This is a genomic window from Pseudomonas sp. MWU347 (assembly GCF_017947305.1).
GTDB lineage: Bacteria > Pseudomonadota > Gammaproteobacteria > Pseudomonadales > Pseudomonadaceae > Aquipseudomonas > Aquipseudomonas putida_A.
Window position 1 is genome coordinate 42,448 of record NZ_JAFGZB010000016.1, and the last position, 20,634, is coordinate 63,081.

20 protein-coding genes and 1 riboswitch are annotated in these 20,634 nt (G+C 61.3%); of the genes, 13 read left to right on the top strand and 7 right to left on the bottom strand.

Annotated elements, in window-relative coordinates:
• Positions 1 to 118: 118 nt before the first annotated feature.
• Complete coding sequence (locus tag KCG87_RS25985; protein ID WP_210559139.1) at positions 119 to 985, bottom strand: pirin family protein; 867 nt, start codon at positions 983 to 985, stop codon at positions 119 to 121.
• Between the two features lie 61 nt (positions 986 to 1,046).
• Positions 1,047 to 1,463 carry an OsmC family protein gene (locus KCG87_RS25990; protein WP_134785779.1) on the bottom strand — a complete coding sequence of 139 codons (417 nt, stop codon included), beginning with the start codon at positions 1,461 to 1,463 and terminating at the stop codon, positions 1,047 to 1,049.
• A gap of 154 nt (positions 1,464 to 1,617) precedes the next feature.
• Here KCG87_RS25990 and KCG87_RS25995 point away from each other — a divergent pair, with 154 nt between their 5' ends.
• Both KCG87_RS25995 and KCG87_RS26000 read left to right on the top strand, forming a co-directional pair.
• Entirely contained in the window at positions 1,618 to 2,640 is a 1,023-nt protein-coding gene (locus tag KCG87_RS25995; protein ID WP_183782001.1) for an amidohydrolase family protein, read from the top strand.
• A 138-nt stretch (positions 2,641 to 2,778) separates the two neighbouring features.
• On the top strand, positions 2,779 to 4,404 hold the full coding sequence (locus tag KCG87_RS26000; protein ID WP_115990388.1) for a methyl-accepting chemotaxis protein: 1,626 nt from the start codon (positions 2,779 to 2,781) through the stop codon (positions 4,402 to 4,404).
• 192 nt (positions 4,405 to 4,596) lie between these two features.
• On the opposite strand, the gene KCG87_RS26005 is transcribed toward KCG87_RS26000, so the two are convergent.
• Genes KCG87_RS26005 through purM form a run of 3 tightly spaced genes read right to left on the bottom strand, consistent with a single transcriptional unit; the run spans position 4,597 to position 7,027 of the window.
• On the bottom strand, positions 4,597 to 5,310 hold the full coding sequence (locus KCG87_RS26005) for a DUF3108 domain-containing protein (protein WP_027614049.1): 714 nt from the start codon (positions 5,308 to 5,310) through the stop codon (positions 4,597 to 4,599).
• Between the two features lie 8 nt (positions 5,311 to 5,318).
• The gene (gene purN, locus KCG87_RS26010) at positions 5,319 to 5,969 is read right to left on the bottom strand and encodes a phosphoribosylglycinamide formyltransferase (protein WP_027614050.1); all 651 of its coding nucleotides are present in this window, start codon (positions 5,967 to 5,969) and stop codon (positions 5,319 to 5,321) included.
• Entirely contained in the window at positions 5,969 to 7,027 is a 1,059-nt protein-coding gene (gene purM, locus KCG87_RS26015; protein ID WP_027614051.1) for a phosphoribosylformylglycinamidine cyclo-ligase, read from the bottom strand. Before purM ends, purN begins: the two co-directional genes overlap by 1 nt.
• Positions 7,028 to 7,401: 374 nt before the next feature.
• On the opposite strand from purM, the gene KCG87_RS26020 reads away from it, so the two are divergent.
• The 5 genes from KCG87_RS26020 (at position 7,402) to KCG87_RS26040 (ending at position 12,089) form a co-directional block, all read left to right on the top strand.
• A complete protein-coding gene (locus KCG87_RS26020; RefSeq protein ID WP_027614052.1) occupies positions 7,402 to 8,460 on the top strand; it encodes a DUF2066 domain-containing protein in 1,059 nt (352 codons plus the stop codon).
• 34 nt (positions 8,461 to 8,494) lie between these two features.
• Positions 8,495 to 9,568, top strand: coding sequence for an AI-2E family transporter (locus KCG87_RS26025; protein WP_134785784.1), 1,074 nt, complete (start codon positions 8,495 to 8,497; stop codon positions 9,566 to 9,568).
• Between the two features lie 219 nt (positions 9,569 to 9,787).
• Positions 9,788 to 10,492, top strand: a complete 705-nt coding sequence (gene hda / locus KCG87_RS26030) for a DnaA regulatory inactivator Hda (protein ID WP_025111852.1) — start codon at positions 9,788 to 9,790, stop codon at positions 10,490 to 10,492.
• A gap of 225 nt (positions 10,493 to 10,717) precedes the next feature.
• The gene (locus KCG87_RS26035; protein ID WP_007962885.1) at positions 10,718 to 11,332 is read left to right on the top strand and encodes an NlpC/P60 family protein; all 615 of its coding nucleotides are present in this window, start codon (positions 10,718 to 10,720) and stop codon (positions 11,330 to 11,332) included.
• A 220-nt stretch (positions 11,333 to 11,552) separates the two neighbouring features.
• Complete coding sequence (locus tag KCG87_RS26040; RefSeq protein ID WP_027614054.1) at positions 11,553 to 12,089, top strand: C40 family peptidase; 537 nt, start codon at positions 11,553 to 11,555, stop codon at positions 12,087 to 12,089.
• Positions 12,090 to 12,218: 129 nt separating this feature from the next.
• On the opposite strand, the gene KCG87_RS26045 is transcribed toward KCG87_RS26040, so the two are convergent.
• Both KCG87_RS26045 and KCG87_RS26050 read right to left on the bottom strand, forming a co-directional pair.
• Positions 12,219 to 13,532 (bottom strand): sorbosone dehydrogenase family protein, encoded by a 1,314-nt coding sequence (locus tag KCG87_RS26045; RefSeq protein WP_210559138.1) that lies wholly within the window; start codon positions 13,530 to 13,532, stop codon positions 12,219 to 12,221.
• A 66-nt stretch (positions 13,533 to 13,598) separates the two neighbouring features.
• Complete coding sequence (locus tag KCG87_RS26050; protein WP_027614056.1) at positions 13,599 to 14,183, bottom strand: hypothetical protein; 585 nt, start codon at positions 14,181 to 14,183, stop codon at positions 13,599 to 13,601.
• Between the two features lie 163 nt (positions 14,184 to 14,346).
• Positions 14,347 to 14,577: riboswitch (cobalamin riboswitch) on the top strand.
• Positions 14,578 to 14,657: 80 nt separating this feature from the next.
• On the opposite strand from KCG87_RS26050, the gene cobO reads away from it, so the two are divergent.
• From cobO to KCG87_RS26080, 6 genes are read left to right on the top strand one after another with little or no spacing between them, the layout of a single operon-like run.
• Positions 14,658 to 15,269 carry a cob(I)yrinic acid a,c-diamide adenosyltransferase gene (cobO, locus tag KCG87_RS26055; RefSeq protein ID WP_027614057.1) on the top strand — a complete coding sequence of 204 codons (612 nt, stop codon included), beginning with the start codon at positions 14,658 to 14,660 and terminating at the stop codon, positions 15,267 to 15,269.
• Entirely contained in the window at positions 15,266 to 16,648 is a 1,383-nt protein-coding gene (locus KCG87_RS26060; protein ID WP_210559137.1) for a cobyrinate a,c-diamide synthase, read from the top strand. The genes cobO and KCG87_RS26060 overlap by 4 nt, the downstream gene beginning before the upstream one ends.
• Positions 16,645 to 17,295, top strand: coding sequence for a 5,6-dimethylbenzimidazole synthase (gene bluB, locus KCG87_RS26065; RefSeq protein WP_210559136.1), 651 nt, complete (start codon positions 16,645 to 16,647; stop codon positions 17,293 to 17,295). The genes KCG87_RS26060 and bluB overlap by 4 nt, the downstream gene beginning before the upstream one ends.
• Entirely contained in the window at positions 17,292 to 18,200 is a 909-nt protein-coding gene (gene cbiB, locus KCG87_RS26070) for an adenosylcobinamide-phosphate synthase CbiB (RefSeq protein WP_210559135.1), read from the top strand. The genes bluB and cbiB overlap by 4 nt, the downstream gene beginning before the upstream one ends.
• On the top strand, positions 18,193 to 19,185 hold the full coding sequence (gene cobD / locus KCG87_RS26075) for a threonine-phosphate decarboxylase CobD (protein ID WP_098967885.1): 993 nt from the start codon (positions 18,193 to 18,195) through the stop codon (positions 19,183 to 19,185). Before cbiB ends, cobD begins: the two co-directional genes overlap by 8 nt.
• The gene (locus tag KCG87_RS26080; protein ID WP_210559134.1) at positions 19,182 to 20,633 is read left to right on the top strand and encodes a cobyric acid synthase; all 1,452 of its coding nucleotides are present in this window, start codon (positions 19,182 to 19,184) and stop codon (positions 20,631 to 20,633) included. The genes cobD and KCG87_RS26080 overlap by 4 nt, the downstream gene beginning before the upstream one ends.
• Position 20,634 lies beyond the last annotated feature (1 nt).

Here is a 20,634-nt window from a genome sequence, read left to right on the forward strand (position 1 = left end):
ACCTGAAAGTGCCTTAGTGAATCCATAATCGCCAGGATTTTTCAGGTCGATGTATGACGCCAGATACCTCGGTCGGCTCCCTCTCCCACCGGGAGAGGGCTGGGGTGAGGGTAAAGACTTAACGCGGCAATTCAATCCGCTCCACTTCCCCCGGCACCGTCGGCCAATCCCCGGCCGCCCACTTGTGCCGTGCCTCATCGATCGCCGCCGGATCGCTCGCGACAAAATTCCAGTTGATCCGCCGAGGCCCGTCCAGCGGCGCGCCGCCAAACACCACCGCGTGTACATCACCCTCGGCAAACAGGCTCATCTGTTCCCCGGCCGGCAACACCGCCAGCGCATGGGGTTCGAGGGGCTCGCCATTCAACTGCGCATCGCCACTCAGCACATAAATCGCGCGTTCTTCGTGCTCGGTCGGGATCAGCAAAGTGGTTGCGGTCTGCATCTTTACTTCGGCGTACAGCGTAGGAGAAAGCACCGGCACCGGCGATTCCAGGCAAAAGCCTGACCCGGCGATCATCCGGATCTGCACACCAAGGTTATCGCTGACCGGCAAGGTTGCCGCCGGGTGATGGCTGTAATGTCCCGGACCTTGCTCGTGATCCTTGGGCGAGGCCAGCCAGATCTGCAAGCCGTGCATGGTGAAGCTTTGCTCCCACAGCGGCTCGGGCGTGCGCTCGACGTGGGCAATCGCACTGCCCGCGGTCATCCAGCTGACATCGCCAGCACTGACCACCTGATCGGAGCCGAGGCTGTCCTTGTGCTGGATTTGCCCTTCGAACAGGTAGGTCAGGGTCGACAGACCAATGTGCGGATGCTGTCGGATGTTCATGCCTTTGCCCGTCGGATAAACCGTTTCGAGCATGTGGTCGAAAAACACGAAAGGCCCGATGCCGCGGCATTTGGCTGACGGCAGCGGGCGCAGGATCGGCTGGCCTTCGACGTCTTCGGCGCGCGGGCGGATGATCAGTGGTTGCGTATCCATGGTGCATTCCAGGCTGAGCGGGTGATGCCAGAAGCATAACCCGCCGCTGGCAAGAGGGTGATTACTGGCTGTCGAAGCCTTGTGGGGCGTGGGTTTCGATGCTGACGTCGCTGGTAGTCATCAGTTTGTGGATCGGGCACCGATCAGCCACGCGCAGTAACTCTTCACGCTGGGCATCGTTGAGGACGCCCTTGAGGGTAAGCGTCACGTGCAGGGCGTATTTGCCTTTCTGCTCTTCGCTGTTGTCGCGTTTGACCTCGACACCCACGCCGGTCAGCGGGATGTCTTTCTTCTTTGCGTACATCTTCAGGGTCAGTGCCTTGCAGGCACCGAGCGCGGCGTCGAAGTAGTCGTGTGGCTCGGGGGCCGAGCCCTCGCCGCCGGCAGACTTCGGCACGTCGGCAAACAATTCGTAGTCATCGATCTGTACGGTGTGACGAAAACCTTCGGCGGAGACGGTATTGACGGTAACAGTCATGGCAACCTCACTGGCAGTAGGAAAAAGTCGTTCGATCAAAAAAGGACCTTGCAGTTATAGAGCATTCCTACAGAGCCGCGTTCCACTTTCCTGCAGGATGAACCCTTGTGATCGGCTCAGGGTCTAGGCTATGCCTACCTGCCGGAGATTACTTGTGTCCTTGTTTCGTTTGAGTCTTGCCTGCCTGCTGGCATTCGCCGGTAGCGCCAGCGCCCGCGATTACACCTACAGCGATGCGCACTTGCACTACGTGGATTTTTTCCAGGAAACCGCCGGCATGGCGAAATTGCTCACGGCCATGCAGGACAATTCCATCGACCATGTGATGATTTCCGGTATTCCCGTGGCGAAGAAGTGGCACGAGGACGAACCCAAGCGTCCGCGCTATTACGCCGGCGATGATGCCGATGCCTACTGGTACAGCGCCACCGATGTGATCGTTGCCGATGCCGTGCAAAAGCTGACTCCGGAGCAGCGTCAGCACTTTCATCCGTTCCTGTCGGGCTTCAACCCCAATGACAAGAACTCCGCCGCGCACATCCAGCGCATGCTCGATCTGTATCCGGGGCTGTGGCAGGGCATTGGTGAAGTGTTCACCCGCCATGATGACTTGACGGCGTTGACCGCCGGCGACACGCCACGGGCCAATAACGAGGCGATGAAGCGGATTTATCACCTGGCTGCCGAAAACGATCTGCCAGTGATGCTGCATTCCAACATCACCTCCAAGCGTGAGAAAAATCCACTGTACTTGAAGGAAATCGAAGAACCCCTGCGTAATCACCCGCACACCCGGTTCATCTGGGCGCACGCCGGCACCAGCGCGGAAATTCATCGGCACCAGACGCAACTGAAATTCCTCCTGCCGACGGTGAGTCGGATGCTTGAGGCTTATCCGAATCTGTTCATTGATCTGTCGTGGAGCATGCTCACACCGTACCTGCTGGACGAGCAGGGCAAGCCGCGTGCGGAATGGCTGGCCTTGGTCGAGAAATACCCTGATCGGTTCATGATCGGCTCGGATGTTGTAGGCCGTTTCACCAAGCTCGGTCAGGAAATGCGCAGCTTCACGCCGTTCCTTGATGCCTTGCCTGAAGAAATTGCGCGTAAGGTCGCCCGGGATAACTTCCTGGCGATATTGCCGCGAACAGCGGCAAAGTCCGGGAAACCGCGCTGAATCGTTAATGCCGAGGGTTCGAAGTATCAAGGCCTTTTGATATCACCTTTTGGTCTTACGCAAATTTTCGCCGGGCCGATACCTTCTAAAGCAACCAGCTGCAGGGTTGATGCAGCGCTTTTGGAAGGAACCAGAGTCATGAGCATCCGTAGTCTCAATATCGCGCCGCGAGCCGGCCTGGGTTTTGGTGTGTTGGCGCTGATGGTGTTTGCCCTGGGGGCGTTCGCCCTGCTGCAAATGGCGAACATGCGCGCCCAGTCTGATGAGGTCGACAACAACTGGCTGCCGAGCGTGATGGCGGTCGGCGAGATGAGTCAGGACATGTTGCGCCTGCGTGCGCTGACCATGCGCCTGCTGCTCAATCGTGACCCGCAGGCGCTGGCGCAGAATGTCGCCAAGCTCAATGATCTGCGCGGTGTCTTGAGCGAAGCCCAACAACGCTATGACGTGTTGATCGTGCTGCCCGAAGAGCGCAAGTTGTTCGACCGCTTCAAGGTCGCCGAGCACAAGTACCTGGAGTTTCAGGCGCAGGTCATGCAGTTGTCCGCACAGAATCGGGTGGAGGAGGCGGCGGCGATTCTCAACGGTGAAATGAGCCCGTTGGCCGACGACATGGCGGCCACCCTGAAGGAGTTGGTCGAGCTGAACAAGCACAACGCCAACCTTGCCACCGAAGCCGCGCGCCTGGTCTTCATCAATTCGCGGGTGTGGGTCGGGGTGATGATCGGCATCACCGCGCTGATCACCATCGGTCTTGCATTGCTGCTGACCCGCAGCATCGTCCTGCCGCTGGCGCAATCACTCGGCGTGGCGGAAGTGGTGGCTGGTGGAGATCTGACTGGCGATATCAGTATCTCCGGCAAAGACGAACCGGCGCGGCTGCTGCAGGCGCTGAAAAGCATGCAGCACAACCTGCGCGACACCATTCGGCAGATTTCCGAATCGTCCAGCCAGTTGGCGTCGGCTTCGGAGGAACTGAGTTGCGTCACCGAGGACGCCACGCGCGGGCTGCACCAGCAAAGCCTGGAGATCGAGCAGGCCGCCACGGCGGTCAATCAGATGACCGCTGCCGTGGAAGAGGTGGCGAGCAACGCCGTGGCGACTTCCGAGGCGTCGCGCGAGTCTGACCGGATTGCCCAGCATGGGCGCGAGCAGGTCAACCAGACGGTGACTTCGATCCAGTCCCTGGCTGACGACGTCACGTCCAATGCCACGCAGGTCGAGGATCTGGCGCAGAAGGTTCACGGCATCAGCAAAGTGCTCGACGTGATCCGCTCGATTGCCGAGCAGACCAATCTGCTGGCATTGAACGCAGCGATCGAGGCGGCGCGGGCCGGGGATGCCGGGCGTGGCTTCGCGGTGGTGGCCGATGAGGTGCGGGCGCTGGCCCATCGCACCCAACAATCGACCCAGGAAATCGAGCAGATGATCGGTGGCATCCAGCAGGGTACCGATTCGGCGGTCAGTTCGATGCAACAGAGCAGCGTCCGCGCCAATTCGACTCTGGAACTGGCCAAGGCTGCGGGTTTGGCGCTGGAGGAAATTGCCTCGGCATTCACCTTGATCAACGAGCGCAACCTGGTGATCGCCAGCGCCTCGGAGGAGCAGGCAGCGGTGGCGCGGGAGGTGGACCGCAACCTGATGAACATCCGCGATCTGGCGATGCAGACGTCTGCGGGGGCAAATCAGACCAGTGCGGCAAGCCAGGAGTTGTCGCGGCTGGCGGTGGATTTGAACAATATGGTGGCCAGATTTTCGGTCTGAGCTGACCCTTGACGATTGCACTCACCCCCTGTGGGAGCGGGCTTGCTCGCGAAGGTGTTGTATCAGATACATCTTCGTTAGCTGGCAGGCCGCCTTCGCGAGCAAGCCCGCTCCCACAGTATTTGTGTGTCGCCTGGGAATCGCAGGCACAAAAAAGCCCCGCATCTGCGGGGCTTTCGGTGTAGCGGCAGATCAGCTGCCTTTAACGGTTTTGCCGTTGACCGTGCCGTCCTGGAGCATGATGTTGTACTCCTTGCCGTCGGTTTCAACCTGTTGCAGGCGGACCAGCAGGTAATCCCAGTCCTTGGCGAACCACAGCACAGTGATGCGCTTGCTTTGTGTCGGGTCACGCACGCGCTCGACCTTGATTGCATCGATCTTGCCGGCCTTGGTGTCGACTTTCTCGGCACCCAATACACGGAAGTCATAGGTGTCGACTTCACCGTCGTCGACCACCTGATAGCTCATGGTCTTTTTGCCGGAGGCGACGTCGTGCTGCAGCGCCAGTTGATAGGTCGACTTGTCGACCATGCCACGGTTCAGCGGGATCTTTACCGCGTCGCCCCGGTCAGTGCCGGTGACCATCTTGCTGTTCCAGTCGAAGTCCAGATCAGCCTTTTTTGCTTTGCCCAGACCACCACGTTCGAAGTGGTAGGACTGTGGCAGCAGGGTGTCCTTGTCCAGGGTCAGCGTGCTTTCTTCGGTCAGGCTGGCGATCATCATCGACGCCTTGAAGCTGAGTTTCCAGACGCCGTTGGCTTCCTTGGTCAGGCTGCGTTCGGCGGTGCCGCTCATGGGCAACTGTTTCCAGTCGGCGGTGTAGCTGGCGGAGAACGGTTGAAGGTCTGCCGCCTGCGCGAAAGGCAGGGCGAGCAGAGCGCAAGCGAAGAGCAGGGCGCGACGCATAAAATCTCCTAGTGTCGAATCAAGTGGCCGCTGGCCGCGAGTAACTGGCCATCCAGTAAAGCACCTTGCTTACCGAGTGCCAGTCGGCCTTCGGCAAACCAGCGTACAGCCATCGGGTAGATCAGGTGTTCCTGGACATGCACTCGCTGCGCAAGTGTCTGCGGCGTGTCGTGCAACTCTACCGGTATTACTGCCTGTACGACCAGTGGTCCACCATCGAGTTCCTCGGTGACGAAGTGCACGGAGCAGCCGTGTTCCGCATCGCCGGCCTCGAGCGCGCGCTGATGAGTGTGTAACCCTTTGTATTTGGGCAGCAGGGACGGGTGGATATTGAGCAGGCGACCCTGGTAGTGGCGCACGAAATCAGCGCTGAGAATGCGCATGAAGCCGGCCAGTACCACGAGTTTCGGTTTGAATTCGTCGATCAGTTCGATCAGGGCAGCATCGAAGGCCTCGCGACCTTCGAACGCCTTGTGATCCAGCGAGCGGGTGGCGATACCCGCGTCACTGGCGCGTTGCAGGCCGTAGGCGTCGGCGCGGTTGGAAATCACCGCAGCGATGCGGACCGGGCTGTCGCCGGTCCGCGTGCTGTCGATCAGAGCCTGCAAGTTACTGCCGGTGCCGGACAACAGCACCACGACATCACAGGTTGCGGACATTAATGAGCCTTAAGGTTCTGCAGATCAACCTGGGCAGCGCCTTCGGCAGCGGCAGCGATCTGGCCGATGACCCAAGGCTGTTCGCCGGCGTCACGCAGGGTGTTCAGGGCCACTTCAACGTGCTCCTGAGCCACGCAGATCACCATGCCCACGCCGCAGTTCAGTACGCGGTGCATTTCGGTCTCGTCGACGTTGCCTTTCTCTTGCAGCCAGTCGAAGACCGCCGGGCGAGTCCAGCTGGCCACGTCAACCACGGCCTGAGCGCCTTTTGGCAGAACGCGCGGAATGTTGTCCAGCAGGCCGCCACCGGTGATGTGGGCCATGGCTTTGACCGCGCCGGTGTCTTTGATCAGCTTGAGCAGCGGCTTCACGTAGATGCGGGTCGGGGCCATCAGCAGTTCGGTCAGTGGCTTGCCGTCGAGCTGAACGGTTTCAATGTCGGCACCCGACACTTCGATGATCTTGCGGATCAGCGAGTAGCCGTTGGAGTGCGGGCCGGAGGATGGCAGGGCGATCAGTGCATCACCGGTGGCGACTTTCGAGCCGTCGATGATTTCGGCTTTTTCCACGACGCCGACGCAGAAGCCGGCCAGATCGTAGTCTTCGCCTTCGTACATGCCAGGCATTTCAGCGGTTTCGCCGCCGACCAGGGAGCAGCCAGCCAGTTCGCAGCCTGCACCGATACCGGTGACCACGGTGGCAGCTACGTCGACGTTCAGCTTGCCCGTGGCGTAGTAGTCGAGGAAGAACAGCGGTTCTGCGCCGCACACCACCAGATCGTTGACGCACATGGCGACCAGGTCCTGGCCGATGCTGTCGTGCTTGTTCAGGTTCAGCGCCAGGCGCAGCTTGGTGCCGACGCCATCAGTACCGGAAACCAGCACCGGCTGTTTGTAACCGGCCGGGATCTCGCAGAGGGCGCCGAAACCGCCCAGGCCGCCCATGACTTCCGGGCGCGCAGTGCGCTTGGCGACGCTCTTGATGCGTTCGACCAATGCTTCACCGGCGTCGATGTCTACACCGGCGTCCTTGTAGCTCAGGGAGGGTTGCTTGCTCATGATCCAGGCCTTTAGGGGAGGGGATTCAGGGGTAACGACCGAGTTCAGCGGGAACATCGAAATCGAGAGGGCGATGGCCTTACGCGAATTTCGGGGTGCCCGGCTGTTGCCGGTCTGCGAAGGCGCGCGATTTTATCAGGCTTGAGGGGCAGCGGCCATCCTCGCGCCGACGGGCAGGGGCATAATCGACTGAAATTTTTTGCAATTGTGCCGGGCGGCTGCCTGTATAAGGTGTGCCGATTAACCGTCTATCGTTATCACTGTGCAAAAACTTACCGCTAGCGTGTGAATGTTTTGCGATGGCAGATTGTCACAGCCTTGCTTAACCGGTTCACGCGGCCTGTTCCAGCCGCTCCTGTCGACGGGAATTTTCCATGCGTTTTTGTAAATTGTTGGTTGTGGGTTGTTTGTCGTTGGTCAGCCTGGCGAGTCATGCCGAAAACCTCAAGGGTCTCTATCAAGTGCGCCAGCCGGTCAGCAGCCAGGCGCCGGAAGAGCGTGATCGCGCCACTCAGGCGGCACTGGATACGCTGGTGTTGCGCCTGACCGGTGACCCCAAGGCTCCGCAGAATCCGGGGCTGGCAGCGATTCGCAAGGATCCGCAGCAGATCATCAGTCAGTTCGGTTTCGATGCCGGGCCGCCGGAGGTGCTCAAGGTCGATTTCGATCCGGCCACCACCGAGCAGGCGCTGCGTCGCGCCGGGCTGTCATTGTGGGGGGCGAGTCGGCCGTCGATTCTGAGCTGGTGGCTGAACGATTCGACTGAAGGTTCGAGCCTGGTCGGCGACGGTCAGGCAGCGGCTGCACCATTGCGTTCTGCGGCTCAGCATCGCGGCTTGCCGCTGCGTCTGCCGCTAGCGGATCTGAGTGAGCAACTGGTGGCTACCGCGCCAGTGCTGGATGGCACCGATCCCGCGCCATTGCGCGGCGCTTCGGAGCGTTACGGCGCGGATGCGTTGCTGGCGGTGCATGCGCACGAAGAGGGCGGGCAGTGGCAGGCCAAGTGGCATCTGTGGCTGGGTGATCAGAAAGAGGCCGGCAGTGTGCAGGGCGCCGATCAGGCTGCCGTGGCCGATGCCGTGATGCTGGCGGTGGCCGAGCGTCTGGCGCCGCGCTTTGTCGCCAAGCCTGGTGCTTCGGGCCAACAGACCCTGGAAGTGCAGGGCATGAATCTTGAGCATTACGCCACGCTGCTGCGGTTACTCGAACCGTTCGGTGTGCGTCTGCAAAGTGTCGATGGTGATCGCATCGTGTATCGGGTCAACGGCAGTGCCGATCAGTTGCGCGCGCAGTTGTCGCTGGCGAAGTTGCAGGAGTTGCCGGCCGAAGCACCGACGCCAGTGGCAGCGCCGCAGCCAGCGGTGGCAGGTGCAGCGCCTGTTGCGGCTCCAGCGCCTGCACCGGTAGCACCTTCGTTGCGGTTTCGCTGGTAAGTCTTTCCTTATATAGAAGCAGTGGGAGTGGTAAATGGCCGATACGCGGCGTTGGTTCTGGCTCGGTGGGGTAGTCCTGCTTTGCGCATTTGTCTGGTTGCTGCATCCGATCCTCACGCCGTTTCTGGTGGCGTTGCTGCTGGCGTATCTGTTCGATCCGCTGGTGGATCGGCTGGAGAAACTCGGTTTGTCGCGAACCTGGGGTGTGATCGCGGTGTTCGCCTTGTTCACTCTGATCGTCACCACGTTGCTGTTGGTGCTGGTGCCGATGCTTGCCAAGCAGTTGGTGCGTTTGTATGAGTTGGCGCCGCAAATGCTTGACTGGCTGCAGCACACGGCGCTGCCGTGGGCGCAATCGAAGCTGGGCCTGTCTGACGGCTTCTGGAAGTTCGACAAGGTCAAGGCGGCGATCAGCGAACACATGGGGCAGACCACTGACATCGTCGGTGTGGTGCTGAGTCAGGCGACGGCCTCGAGTCTGGCGCTGATCGGCTGGCTGGCGAATCTGGTGCTGATTCCAGTGGTGAGTTTTTATCTGCTGCGCGACTGGGACGTGATGATGGCCAAGATCCGCAGCCTGTTGCCGCGTGATCGTGAAGAAACCATCGTCTCGCTCGCCGGTGAGTGCCACGAAGTGCTCGGCGCTTTCGTGCGCGGGCAACTGCTGGTGATGCTGGCGCTGGGCGTGATCTACGCAGCGGGCCTGATGATTGTTGGTCTGGAACTGGGGCTGTTGATCGGCCTGATCGCAGGCCTCGCGGCAATCGTGCCGTACATGGGTTTTGTGATCGGTATTGGCGCGGCGCTGATTGCCGGGCTGTTCCAGTTCGGTGGCGACCTGTACCCGATGATCGGCATCGTTGCGGTGTTCATGGTCGGGCAGGCGCTGGAAGGCATGGTGCTGACGCCGCTGCTGGTCGGCGACCGGATCGGCCTGCATCCGGTGGCGGTGATCTTCGCGATCCTGGCCGGCGGCGAGCTGTTCGGCTTTACCGGTGTGCTGCTGGCATTGCCGGTGGCGGCGGTGATCATGGTGCTGGTGCGTCACGTGCACGATTTGTACAAGGACTCGGATATTTACAGCGGGGCAGATGATCCCGAGTTGTAATCCGATCACGGGCGGCCCGGCATTGTGCCGGGTTGGCCCGTGTTTTGCGGCGGGGTGTTTCGATACCGCGTCAGAGAAACTGTCATAAAACCAGCGTGTTAACGCAAACCTTTGATTTTGCTTGGGGTCTGTCGCATTGTGCGCTCAGCTTCACGGGTATAAACTTCGCAAACTTTACACAGAGGCCACTAACGGTTCCTTGAGAACTGTTCAGTCAGCATGAAACCGATTCAGCTGCCCCTAGGTGTGCGTCTGCGTGACGACGCCACCTTCATCAACTACTACCCAGGCGCCAATGCCGCTGCACTCGGCTATGTCGAGCGCCTATGCGAAGCCGACGCCGGCTGGACCGAAAGCCTCATCTACCTGTGGGGCAAGCATGGGGTAGGGCGTACGCATCTTTTGCAGGCGGCATGTCTGCGTTTCGAGCAGATGGGTGAACCGGCGGTGTATCTGCCGCTGGCCGAGCTGATGGATCGTGGTATCGAAATCCTCGACAACCTTGAGCAGTACGAACTGGTCTGCCTGGATGACTTGCAGGTGATTGCCGGCAAGCCGGACTGGGAAGAGGCGATGTTTCATCTGTTCAACCGCCTGCGTGACAGCGGTCGACGTTTGCTGATTGCCGCTTCAACCTCGCCGCGCGAGCTGCCGGTGAAGCTGGCTGACCTCAAATCGCGCCTGACCCTGGCGCTGATCTTCCAGATGCGTCCGCTCTCCGATGAAGACAAATTGCGTGCCCTGCAATTGCGCGCGTCGCGTCGCGGTCTGCATCTGACCGATGAAGTCGGACACTTTATTCTGACTCGCGGCACCCGCAGCATGAGTGCATTGTTCGACCTGCTCGAACAGCTGGATCAGGCCTCGTTGCAGGCGCAACGCAAGTTGACGATTCCGTTCCTGAAAGAGACCCTCGGTTGGTAGCCAGCCCTTGAAATACGAGGCTTTCAGCACGTTTCGACATATTTCAGGCGCCAGAAAATTCGCGTTTCCGCAACGTATGCAGACCGCGTATCGAGTCAAATGGGCTTAAGCGCTTAGATGTAAACGAGAAACCGGGAAGTCACAAAAAGATCGATTGAATTTGCAAATGAGGCCGATAGCGGGCATAGTCTCGGCTTCTTTACAACTTCAGCCACGGTCGTGCCCATGCTAAATCGCTTCGCACCCCTCGTGCCTCTCGCACTCGTCACCCTGTTGTTCGGTTGCGCTGCTCATTCTCCAGTTCAAGAGCAGCCTCAGCAGGTTAAAAATTCTGCCACTGCCCAGTCTTCCGTTATTTACCAGGAAGAGCTGGACACCGAAAAAGAACTCTCGGACTTCAACAAGAAGCCGTACGAGCTCCCGGTTCTGGCCGACAGTATCCTTGAACGCGGCATGTCCCTGATCGGTACCCGTTACCGTTTCGGCGGTACCTCTGAAGCCGGCTTCGACTGCAGCGGTTTCATCGGTTATCTGTTCCGCGAAGAAGCCGGCATGAATCTGCCGCGCTCCACCCGTGAAATGATCAACGTCGATGCGCCTCTGGTCTCGCGCGGCAACCTTGAGCCGGGCGATCTGCTGTTCTTCGCCACCAATGGTCGTCGCGGTCGTGTAAGCCACGCCGGGATCTACCTGGGTGACAATCAGTTCATCCACTCCAGCAGTCGTCGCAGCGGCGGTGTTCGCATCGACAGCCTGGGTGACAGCTACTGGAGCAAGACCTTCATCGAAGCCAAGCGCGCCCTCGCGATGGCTCCGACCGTGGTCACCGCTCGCAAGTAATTCCCCTGTTGTCGCCACGTCCGTGGCGACAAAAACGGTGCCCGGCAAGGGAGTAGACCTAGACTTTACAAGGTGAAGTTAAAGTCTTACTTGAAGTTTGCCGCGTAGCCGCTAGAATCCTGTATCTATATTGATGGCAAACCGCCTGCGTGCTCCGCAGGCGGTTTTGTTTCTGTCCATTCGGCAGAGAAAGCCGCAGCCAGATCAGGATGTTCTGCTTATGACGATGTCGGCCCGCCTCACAGTGATTTTCTTCGCAGCGCTGCTCAGCGCCTGCGCCAGCCGCACTCCGCCGCCTGCTCCCGTGGTACGCGCCCCGGTGGTGTTCGGGCCTTCCCAGGCTTTTTCGCCGGCTGCTGAAGACGTGCTGTTTCGCGCGCTGGGCCTGGTTGGCACACCTTATCGCTGGGGCGGCAACACACCGGATTCCGGGTTCGATTGCAGTGGCCTGATCGGTTTCGTCTACCGCGATGCTGCCGGTATCTCTTTGCCGCGTTCGACGCGCGAGATGATCGTGATGCAGGCGCCGAATGTCGGCAAAGAGGGTTTGCAGACCGGCGACCTGATCTTCTTCGCCACCAATGGCGGCTCGCAGGTCAGTCATGCGGGGATCTACGTCGGGGAAGGGCGCTTCGTGCACGCGCCGGCCACCGGCGGCACGGTGAAGCTGGACAGTCTGTCGAAGGCGTACTGGCAGAAGGCGTACCTGAGTGCCAAGCGGGTGTTGCAGCCGGAGCATCTGGCGCATAACCCGTAAACGCTGAAAATCTAAATGTGGGAGCGGGCTTGCTCGCGAATGCGGTGTGTCATTCACCCATGATGTTGAATGACCTGACGCTTTCGCGAGCAAGCCCGCTCCCACATTTGTTATGTGTCGGGCCCTGATTTATTTAGCGGCCGACACCCGCCAAACCTTGTTCCCCACATCATCCGCCACCAGCAAACCACCTTGCTGGTCGATCACCACGCCTACCGGGCGACCCAAAGCGTTCTCGTCCTTGTCGAGGAAACCGGTCAGCACATCCACCGGTGCTCCATTCGGCTTGCCGGCCGCGAACGGTACGAAAATCACTTTATAACCACTGTGCGGTTTGCGGTTCCACGAGCCGTGTTGACCGATGAACGCGCCTTCCTTGAACTGCGCCGGCAGGCTGTTGCCTTCGGCGAAGGTCAGGCCCAGCGAGGCAGTGTGCGGGCCGACGGCGTAGTCCGGGGCGATAGCTTTGGCCACCAGATCCAGATTTTGCGGCTTAACTCGCACATCCACGTGCTGACCGTAATAGCTGAAGGGCCAGCCATAGAAGCCACCGTCCTTGACCGAGGTGATGTAGTCCGGCACCAAGTCGCTGCCGATTTCGTCACGTTCGTTGACCGCTGTCCACAGCGCACCCGTGGTCGGCTCCCACGCCAGGCCGTTGGGGTTGCGGATGCCCGAGGCGAAGATCCGGTGGTTGCCGGTGGCGCGATCGACTTCCCAGATCGCGGCGCGACCTTCTTCTTTATCCAGACCATTCTCGCCGACGTTGCTGTTCGAGCCGACAGTGACGTACAGCTTGCTGCCGTCCTTGCTGGCGATGACGTTTTTGGTCCAGTGATGGTTCAGCGTGCCGCCCGGCAGATCGGTGACTTTGATCGGCTGCGTCTTGATCTCGGTCGCGCCGGATTCGTAGTGGAAGCGCAGCAGGCGATCGGTGTCAGCGACGTACAAATCGTTACCGACCAGGGTCATGCCAAACGGCGAATTGAGGTTTTGCAGAAACACCGTGCGGGTCTCGGCCACGCCGTCGTGGTCGGCGTCGCGCAACAGGGTGATGCGGTTCGGGCTCGGCACACCAGCGCCGGCCTTGCCCATGACTTTCTTCATCACCCAGCCACGAATGCCGCTGCTGTCGTCAGGCTTGGGCGGAGCGTTGGTTTCCGCCACCAGCACGTCACCGTTGGGCAGCACGTAGAGCCAGCGCGGATGATCGAGGCCTTCGGCGAATGCTGCGACCTGCGTGCCGGCTGCGGCGGTCGGTTTGCCGCCGGCGGGCCAGCCGATCGCCGGGGCGATGTTCACCGTCGGGATCAGGGTTTTGTTCGGTTCGGGCAGTTTCGGTGACGGGCCGGTGCCGTCGGAAACTTGCAGGCTGGAGGATTCACCACAGGCGGCGAGCCCTCCGGCGAGGGCGATGACGAGAGCGAGTTGGGTTTTGCGCATTACTGATCTTCCCTATGAATGCATGCCTAATCATAGAGGAGTGTGCGCACCCGATGGTTCAACCGCTCAACCGCGGGCCTCTTTGAACAGCACGGCGATGCCCGGGTGATAGTTGCCCGCTTCGCTGCGCAACTTGCGGTAGGCGTAGGGGAAATACCAGGCCACTGCGCAGCAGTGTTCCTTTTGCAGGTCGTCGACCATGTCCTGCAACTCTTCGGGGCTGGCGCTGTGTTGGGCTTTTTGCGGGGCGACGAACAGGCAACCGAGCTTGAGGTCGCTGGCAAAACTGATGCGTTTGGCGTCGCTGGTGATGTCCAGCAGGGCCTGGGTCAGATTGAGGTTGTTGACCCGTGGCCAGCGCTGGGTGGCCTGAAGGTAGGCGCGGTCTTCGGCGCCGGCGATGAACAGATCGGCGCGGGCATTGCGCTCGCCATCCTCGTTCTGCTTTCGGGTCGAGGTATCACAAAGGGTCACCAGCTCGGCCATCCAGGCTGCCGCGGAGAGCAAGCCGAGATTGGCTTTCTCGTCATGCCAGTAAGGGGTGTCGTTGTCGCCGCGAATGGCGTTGTAGCGGTCGATACAGTCAAACCAGCGTTCAAGCATCGGGCGCAGGAATTCCAGGCGCGGGTTGCTGATGATCATGCCTTGCATCGTCATCATCCTTATTGTTGTGATGTGCTTTTCAATCAAAAGCATGGCTCTTTGATATCACTTGTCTCAGTGTGGCACAAGATTGGCGTCAGATAATTGATCGACGGCAGTTATTCGCCCGACGGCCCCCTCTTTAATTGACGCTCCACCCCCAACCCTCTAACCTTCGCGGCTTGTTTCAGGTGCTCTGTGACGCATGTCGACAGAGTGAAACAGGGAAGCCGGTGAGGGTTGTCTTCAGGCGAAGCACGATCACGATCCCGGCGCTGCCCCCGCAACGGTAAATGAGTGAAAACTGTGCATTGAGCCACTGTGTCGACGACGCGGGAAGGCGCGCAGTCAGGCGATTCGCCGCTCATGAGCCCGGAGACCGGCCTGATCCATCCAGCGGCATCACGGTGGGCGATGCCAGGCTTTTTGCCGTCTATTCTTGTGCCTGCCCGCCGTTATCCAGCCTCAACGGAGAGCTCCCCCATGACCGATTCCCCCGAGCGCGACGAACGCCATCTGGCGCGTATGCAGCGCAAAAAAGCCGTGATCGACGAACGCATCGCCAATTCGCCTGACGAATGCGGTCTGGTGCTGGTGCTCACCGGCAATGGCAAAGGCAAAAGCAGCTCGGCGTTCGGCATGCTCGCCCGCGCCATGGGCCACGGCATGCAGTGCGGCGTGGTGCAGTTCATCAAGGGCCGCAACAGCACAGGCGAAGAACTGTTCTTCCGCCGTTTCCCCGAGCAAGTGCGCTTTCACGTGATGGGCGAGGGCTTCACCTGGGAAACCCAGGATCGCCAGCGTGACATCGCCGCCGCCGAAGCCGCGTGGGAAGTGTCCCGCGAGCTGCTGCGTGATCCGTCGATCGGCCTGGTGGTGCTGGACGAACTGAACATCGCCCTCAAGCACGGCTACCTCGATCTGGATCGAGTGCTCAGCGACTTGCAGGCGCGTCCGCCGATGCAGCACGTAATCGTCACCGGTCGCGCGGCCAAGCCGGAAATGATCGAGATGGGCGATACCGTCACCGAAATGGGCATGCTCAAACACGCCTTCCAGGCTGGCATCAAAGCGCAGAAAGGCGTCGAACTTTGAATCAACCACGTCACTGCCCGGCGGTACTGATTGCCGCGCCGGCCTCCGGTCAGGGCAAGACCACCGTCACCGCCGCGCTCGCGCGCTTGCATCGCAACCAGGGGCGCAAGGTGCGCGTGTTCAAGTGCGGCCCGGACTTTCTCGACCCGATGATTCTCGAGCGCGCCAGCGGTGCGCCGGTGTATCAACTGGACATGTGGATGGTCGGCGAGCAGGAAAGCCGCCGTCTGTTATGGGAAGCCGCCGCCGAAGCCGATCTGATCCTGATCGAAGGCGTGATGGGCTTGTTCGACGGCACGCCGTCCAGCGCTGATCTGGCGCGGCATTTTGGCGTACCGGTGCTCGGCGTGATCGACGGCACCGCCATGGCCCAGACCTTTGGTGCCTTGGCGCTGGGGCTGGCGCGTTATCAGCCGGACCTGCCGTTTGCCGGCGTGCTGGCCAACCGTGTCGGCACTTTGCGTCATGCGCAATTGCTCGAAGGCAGCCTCACCGAAGGTTTGCGCTGGTACGGCGCATTGTCCCGGGAAACCGGGATCGAGTTGCCGAGCCGCCATCTCGGCCTGGTGCAGGCCAGTGAACTGAATGACCTCGACCTGCGTCTCGACGCGGCTGCCGAAGCCTTGGCCAGCAGTTGCGAGGTAGCGCTGCCACCGGCCGTGGCATTCGCCGCGCCCGAAGTGATCCCTGCTGAACCGCTGCTCGACGGCGTGCGCATTGCTGTCGCTCGCGATGAGGCCTTTGCCTTCACCTACGGCGCCAGTCTCGACCTGCTACGGGCGATGGGCGCCGAGTTGAGTTTCTTCTCGCCGATCCGCGATACGCAATTGCCTGCGGCCGACAGTCTGTATCTGCCCGGTGGTTACCCGGAATTGCATCATGTCGCGTTATCGCAAAACATCGCGATGCTCGATGCGATCCGTGTGCACCACGCCGCTGGCAAACCGCTGCTCGCCGAATGTGGCGGCATGCTCTATCTGCTCGACGCGTTGACCGATGTCGACGGCACCCGCGCCGAACTGGTCGGGCTGCTGCGCGGTGAGGCGGTGATGCAAAAACGTCTGGCGGCACTGGCACTGCAAGCGGTGGATCTGCCGGAGGGCTCGCTGCGTGGGCACACCTATCACCATTCCCTGACCAGCACCGAACTGACGCCGATTGCCCGGGGCATCAGCCCCAACGGCGGGCGCGGGGCCGAGGCGGTTTATCGGGAAGGGCGGATGACGGCGTCGTACGTGCATTTTTACTTTCCGTCGAATCCTGCGGCTATCGCGGCACTGTTTGTGCCAGATCTTGAGGCCGCCTTCGCGAGCAAGCTCGCTCCCACATTGGATCACCTAACCCCTGTGGGAGCGGGCTTGCTCGCGAAGAGGCCATGACCGACAACGCATTCACTGAGGCCGAGCGCACAGCGGTCTATAAAGCCATCGCCGAACGCCGCGACATGCGCCACTTCACCGGCGGCACGGTCGAACCGGAGCTGCTGCGCCGTCTACTCGAAGCCGCGCATCAGGCGCCCAGCGTCGGTCTGATGCAGCCATGGCGTTTCATCCGCATCAGCGATCGCGCCTTGCGCGGGCAGATCCAGAACCTCGTCGAAGAAGAACGCATCCGCACCGCCGAAGCCCTCGGCGAGCGCAGCGATGAGTTCATGAAGCTCAAGGTCGAAGGCATCAACGACTGCGCCGAAGTGCTGGTCGCAGCGCTGATGGATGATCGCGAAAAACACATTTTCGGCCGTCGCACGCTGCCGGAAATGGACATGGCGTCGCTGTCCTGCGCGATTCAGAATCTGTGGCTGGCGTCCCGTGCCGAAGGACTGGGCATGGGCTGGGTGTCGCTGTTCGAACCGCAGGCACTGGCCGATCTGCTGCAACTGCCGGCCGGGGCCAAGCCGTTGGCGGTATTGTGCCTGGGGCCGGTCAAGGCATTCTATCCGGCGCCGATGCTGGTACTCGAAGGGTGGGCGCAGGCGCGGCCGCTCAATGAGTTGCTGTACGAAAATTATTGGGGAGTGAGTCAATGAGTGTGGCGTTGTTGAGTGTCGCCGCGGTCGCGCTGGATGCGCTGCTGGGTGAACCGAAACGCTGGCATCCGCTGGTGGCGTTCGGCAATTTTGCCGGGCGCATCGAGCGCCGTTTCAATGCAGGCGGGCGCGGCTGGCGCAGTCACGGGGTCACCGCGTGGGTGATCGCGGTGCTGCCGCTGACCTTGCTTGCCACCGCGTTTTCCTGGGCACCGTACGTGGGCTGGATCGTCGAGATTCTGGCGCTGTATTGCGCCCTCGGCATGCGCAGCCTCGGTGAGCATGTCGCGCCGGTAGCCGCCGCCTTGCGCGCTGATGATCTGGAAGAAGCGCGCAAGCGTGTCGGCTATCTGGTCAGCCGCCAGACCAGCGAACTGGACAGCACCGCGGTCGCCCGTGCCGCCACCGAATCGGTGCTGGAAAACGGCAGTGACGCGGTGTTCGCCGCGCTGTTCTGGTTTGTCGTGGCCGGCGCGCCGGGCGTGGTGCTCTATCGCCTGAGCAATACGCTCGACGCGATGTGGGGCTATCGCAACGAACGCTTCGAACGCTTCGGCTGGTGCGCGGCAAAAATCGACGACGTGCTCAACTATATTCCGGCCCGGCTGGTGGCGCTGACCTACGCGCTGCTGGGCAACACCCGGCTCGCCTGGAAATGCTGGCGCAGCCAGGGCCCGCAATGGGACAGCCCGAATGCCGGTCCGGTGATGGCGGCCGGTGCCGGTGCGTTGGGTGTCGAACTGGGCGGGCCAGCGATCTATCACGGCGAACTGCATGAGCGTCCACAACTGGGTGAAGGTCCGCCGGCGGATGCCGATTCGATTGATCGTGGCTGGCAATTGGTCCAGCGCGGGGTATGGTTATGGCTGCTGATTCTCTGCGTGGGGGCTGAATTCTATGCTTGAGCACGGTGGCCGGCTGCGCAAGGCTGCACTCGATTACGGGATTGCCGAAGCCGACTGGCTCGACTTGTCCAGCGGCCTCGCGCCGTGGCCATTTGCAGTGCCGGAGATTCCGTTGCGCGCCTGGGCACGCTTGCCGGAAACCGACGACGGGCTGGAACAGGCCGCGTGTGATTACTACGGCGCTTCGCAGGTGCTGCCGGTGGCCGGTTCGCAGATGGCGATCCAATTGCTGCCGCGTTTGCGCCGCGCCGGCAAGGTCGGTGTGTTGTCGCCGTGTTATGCCGAGCACGCCGAAGCCTGGCGTCGCAGTGGTTACATCGTGCGCGAAGTGCTGGAGCAGGAAGTCGAGTTCTTTCTCGACAGCCTCGACGTGCTGGTGGTGGTCAATCCGAACAACCCCACGGGTCTGAGCCTGACCCCGGCGCGGCTGCTCGACTGGCACGCTCGGCTGGCCCAGCGTGGCGGCTGGCTGGTGGTCGATGAAGCGTTCATGGATAACACACCGCAGCTGAGTCTGGCCTCGCACACCCATCAAGTTGGCCTGATCGTGTTGCGCTCGTTCGGCAAGTTTTTCGGTCTGGCGGGGGTGCGTCTGGGCTTTGTGCTGGCCGAGCGCAAACTGCTCAGATTACTCGCGGAACAGGTCGGGCCCTGGGCGGTCAGCGGGCCGACGCGGGTGCTCGGTCAGGCTTGCCTGCAAGACACCGAAGCGCACACCCGGCAACGCATTCGCAGCGATGAAGCCAGTGAACGCCTGGCATTGTTGCTGGAGCGCTATGGCTTCAAACCTCAGGGCGGTTGCGCGTTGTTTCAGTGGCTGATCACCGAGCACGCGCCTGCGCTGCACGAGTTCATGGCCCGACGCGGCATCCTCCTGCGCATCTTCACCCACAACAGCAGCCTGCGTTTCGGCCTGCCTGCCAACGCCGCTGAAGAAGCGCGTCTCGAACAGGCGCTGCAAGCCTTTGCCAAGGAATCGAAATGACCACGCTGATGGTGCAAGGCACCACGTCCGACGCCGGTAAAAGCACGCTGGTGACGGCGCTGTGCCGCTGGGCCACCCGTCAGGGCGTGGCGGTGGTGCCGTTCAAACCGCAGAACATGGCGCTCAACAGCGCGGTGACCGCCGACGGCGGCGAGATCGGCCGGGCGCAAGCGGTGCAGGCGCAAGCGGCGCATCTCGAACCACACACCGACATGAACCCGGTGCTGCTCAAGCCCAACAGCGACACCGGCGCGCAAGTAATCATCCATGGCCGCGCGGTCACCAGCATGAACGCGGTGGCCTATCACGACTACAAAGCCATCGCCATGCAAGCGGTGCTCGCGTCGCACCAGCGACTCAGCGCGGCGTATCCGCTGGTGATGGTTGAAGGCGCTGGCTCGCCGGCCGAAATCAATCTGCGTGCCGGTGACATCGCCAACATGGGCTTTGCTGAAGCGGTGGATTGCCCGGTGCTGCTGATCGCCGACATCAATCGCGGCGGCGTTTTTGCGCATCTGGTCGGCACGCTGGAGTTGCTTTCGCCGAGCGAACAGGCACGGGTCAAAGGTTTCATCATCAATCGTTTTCGCGGTGACATCGCCTTGCTGCAACCGGGCCTCGACTGGCTGGAACAGCGCACCGGCAAACCGGTGGTGGGCGTGCTGCCATACGTGATGGACCTGCATCTGGAGGCCGAGGACGGCATCGACCAGCGCCAGACCGACAAGGCCGAGCAAGTGCTGAAAGTGGTGGTGCCGGTGCTGCCGCGCATCAGCAATCACACTGACTTTGATCCGCTGCGTTTGCATCCGCAGGTCGATCTGCAATTCATCGGCTCGGGGCAGGCGATCCCTGCCGCCGACCTGATCATCCTGCCCGGCTCGAAAAGCGTGCGCAGCGACCTCGCGTATCTGCGCGCCAACGGCTGGGACGCGGCGATTAATCGGCACTTGCGCTATGGCGGCAAGTTGCTAGGGATCTGCGGCGGTCTGCAAATGCTCGGCGAGCAAGTGCACGATCCGCTGGGCCTCGAAGGCGCGCCGGGTTCCAGTGCCGGCCTCGGTTTGCTGGCGTTCGAAACCACGCTGGAAGCCGAGAAGCAGTTGCGCAATGTCCGTGGGCATCTGGCGCTGGAAAACGCCGAGGTCAGTGGCTATGAAATCCATGCGGGCGTGACGCTGGGGCCGGCGCTGGAGAACGCGGCGGTGCATCTGGATGACGGTCGTTGCGACGGCGCGCAGAGTCTGGACGGGCAGGTGTTCGGTACTTATCTGCACGGCTTGTTTGAATCACCGCAAGCCAGTGCCGCGTTGCTGCGCTGGGCCGGGTTGAGCGATGTGCAGGAGGTGGATTACCACGGCTTGCGCGAGCGCGATATCGAGCGGTTGGCGGATCTGGTGGAGCAGCATCTGGATACCGATTTGTTGCGTCAGCTTTGCGGAATCTAGG

What these genes read in the sequence shown, in the direction of transcription:
- KCG87_RS25985 (WP_210559139.1), bottom strand. Translation starts at nt 985, where the DNA reads ATGGATACGCAACCACTGATCATCCGCCCGCGCGCCGAAGACGTCGAA.
- KCG87_RS25990 (WP_134785779.1), bottom strand. Translation starts at nt 1,463, where the DNA reads ATGACTGTTACCGTCAATACCGTCTCCGCCGAAGGTTTTCGTCACACC.
- KCG87_RS26000 (WP_115990388.1), top strand. Translation starts at nt 2,779, where the DNA reads ATGAGCATCCGTAGTCTCAATATCGCGCCGCGAGCCGGCCTGGGTTTT.
- KCG87_RS26005 (WP_027614049.1), bottom strand. Translation starts at nt 5,310, where the DNA reads ATGCGTCGCGCCCTGCTCTTCGCTTGCGCTCTGCTCGCCCTGCCTTTC.
- purN (WP_027614050.1), bottom strand. Translation starts at nt 5,969, where the DNA reads ATGTCCGCAACCTGTGATGTCGTGGTGCTGTTGTCCGGCACCGGCAGT.
- purM (WP_027614051.1), bottom strand. Translation starts at nt 7,027, where the DNA reads ATGAGCAAGCAACCCTCCCTGAGCTACAAGGACGCCGGTGTAGACATC.
- KCG87_RS26020 (WP_027614052.1), top strand. Translation starts at nt 7,402, where the DNA reads ATGCGTTTTTGTAAATTGTTGGTTGTGGGTTGTTTGTCGTTGGTCAGC.
- KCG87_RS26025 (WP_134785784.1), top strand. Translation starts at nt 8,495, where the DNA reads ATGGCCGATACGCGGCGTTGGTTCTGGCTCGGTGGGGTAGTCCTGCTT.
- hda (WP_025111852.1), top strand. Translation starts at nt 9,788, where the DNA reads ATGAAACCGATTCAGCTGCCCCTAGGTGTGCGTCTGCGTGACGACGCC.
- KCG87_RS26035 (WP_007962885.1), top strand. Translation starts at nt 10,718, where the DNA reads ATGCTAAATCGCTTCGCACCCCTCGTGCCTCTCGCACTCGTCACCCTG.
- KCG87_RS26040 (WP_027614054.1), top strand. Translation starts at nt 11,553, where the DNA reads ATGACGATGTCGGCCCGCCTCACAGTGATTTTCTTCGCAGCGCTGCTC.
- KCG87_RS26045 (WP_210559138.1), bottom strand. Translation starts at nt 13,532, where the DNA reads ATGCGCAAAACCCAACTCGCTCTCGTCATCGCCCTCGCCGGAGGGCTC.
- KCG87_RS26050 (WP_027614056.1), bottom strand. Translation starts at nt 14,183, where the DNA reads ATGCAAGGCATGATCATCAGCAACCCGCGCCTGGAATTCCTGCGCCCG.
- cobO (WP_027614057.1), top strand. Translation starts at nt 14,658, where the DNA reads ATGACCGATTCCCCCGAGCGCGACGAACGCCATCTGGCGCGTATGCAG.
- bluB (WP_210559136.1), top strand. Translation starts at nt 16,645, where the DNA reads ATGACCGACAACGCATTCACTGAGGCCGAGCGCACAGCGGTCTATAAA.
- cbiB (WP_210559135.1), top strand. Translation starts at nt 17,292, where the DNA reads ATGAGTGTGGCGTTGTTGAGTGTCGCCGCGGTCGCGCTGGATGCGCTG.
- cobD (WP_098967885.1), top strand. Translation starts at nt 18,193, where the DNA reads ATGCTTGAGCACGGTGGCCGGCTGCGCAAGGCTGCACTCGATTACGGG.
- KCG87_RS26080 (WP_210559134.1), top strand. Translation starts at nt 19,182, where the DNA reads ATGACCACGCTGATGGTGCAAGGCACCACGTCCGACGCCGGTAAAAGC.